The sequence below is a fragment of the Aquicoccus porphyridii genome (assembly GCF_008369105.1).
GTDB classification, from domain to species: domain Bacteria; phylum Pseudomonadota; class Alphaproteobacteria; order Rhodobacterales; family Rhodobacteraceae; genus Aquicoccus; species Aquicoccus porphyridii.
In genome coordinates, this window is sequence record NZ_VINQ01000128.1 from 1 (window position 1) to 451 (window position 451).

At 69.0% G+C, this 451-nt stretch carries 1 protein-coding gene; it reads right to left on the bottom strand.

Annotated elements, in window-relative coordinates; genetic code table 11:
* A partial coding sequence (locus FLO80_RS23880) for an exodeoxyribonuclease V subunit gamma (protein ID WP_188078409.1) occupies positions 1–451 on the bottom strand: 451 nt, incomplete at both ends.

The following is a 451-nucleotide window of genomic DNA, read 5'->3' on the forward strand; positions in this document are numbered from 1 at the left end:
AGCCGAGCAGCATGCGCCGCAGACCGAAGCGCCAACTGTTGCCCTCCAGTCCCGCTGGCAGGCCGAGACGCTCGCGCTGCGCGGCATCCAGCCCCCAGCGCACGCCGGCGCCTTCGATCCAGCGGTGCAGGGTCGCCAGGTCGGCCTCGTCGACGCCGAAACGCCGGCGCAATGCCGGGACGTCCAGCAGGTCGAGGATCTCGCTCACGGCGAAACGGCTGTCGGGCAGTTTCAGCAGGTGCTCCAGGGCGATCAGCAGCGGCTCGCGACCGCGCTGTCCCTGGTCGGCCAGGGTATAGGGAATGAAGCGCTGGTCGTCGCGCGGCACCTGGCCGAACACCGCCTCGATGTGCGGTGCGTAGGCGTTGATGTCGGGGACCATGACGATCACGTCGCGCGGCTTCAGGCTCGGATCGGCGTTGAAGCGGGCAAGCAACTGGTCGTGGAGGAT